The 635-nt window shown below is 47.4% G+C and carries 2 tRNA genes and 1 rRNA gene; all 3 read right to left on the bottom strand.

The window, feature by feature from the left end:
- Positions 1-183: 183 nt before the first annotated feature.
- Positions 184-259: transfer RNA gene (locus F3J40_RS24600), tRNA-Ala, on the bottom strand.
- A gap of 152 nt (positions 260-411) precedes the next feature.
- Positions 412-488, bottom strand: a tRNA-Ile gene (locus F3J40_RS24595).
- Positions 489-562: 74 nt separating this feature from the next.
- Positions 563-635, bottom strand: a 16S ribosomal RNA gene (locus F3J40_RS24590); the annotation flags it as partial.

The following is a 635-nucleotide window of genomic DNA, read 5'->3' as shown; positions in this document are numbered from 1 at the left end:
TTTACAACGCATGCAAGCTGCAAGCATTTGAGAGACTCGAACACATCGATAGCTTCATTCTTATTACGGAGAATGAATACGACGTGTCGTTTCAATTTTCAGCTTGTTCCGGATTGTTAAAGAGCAAATACTTCGCAACCTACCGTTACCGGTACGTTCTGAAGTATTGTTGAGTCACTGTAATGGTGGAGCTAAGCGGGATCGAACCGCTGACCTCCTGCGTGCAAGGCAGGCGCTCTCCCAGCTGAGCTATAGCCCCATACAGTTACTGCAGAGACCTTCTACTACCACTCACCAGGAGTTACTTTTTCATTTAACATGAAAACGTAAATTCGTGCTCAGGCAAGGCATGTAGGAGGGAAGTTTACTTTGGTAAACGACCGAGTACATAACGCCGCATGAGTGCGAATTTGGTAGGCCTGAGTGGACTTGAACCACCGACCTCACCCTTATCAGGGGTGCGCTCTAACCACCTGAGCTACAAGCCTGTAGAGGTTTTTTCTGCTCGTTACTTTTCTATCAGACAATCTGTGTGAGCACTTCGCGGGAAAGTATCTTCAGGTAAGGAGGTGATCCAACCGCAGGTTCCCCTACGGTTACCTTGTTACGACTTCACCCCAGTCATGAATCACAAA

The organism is Candidatus Pantoea multigeneris (genome assembly GCF_011752615.1).
In the GTDB taxonomy this organism is placed as follows: Bacteria; Pseudomonadota; Gammaproteobacteria; order Enterobacterales; family Enterobacteriaceae; genus Pantoea; species Pantoea multigeneris.
This window is presented reverse-complemented; position numbering and strand designations above follow the sequence as displayed.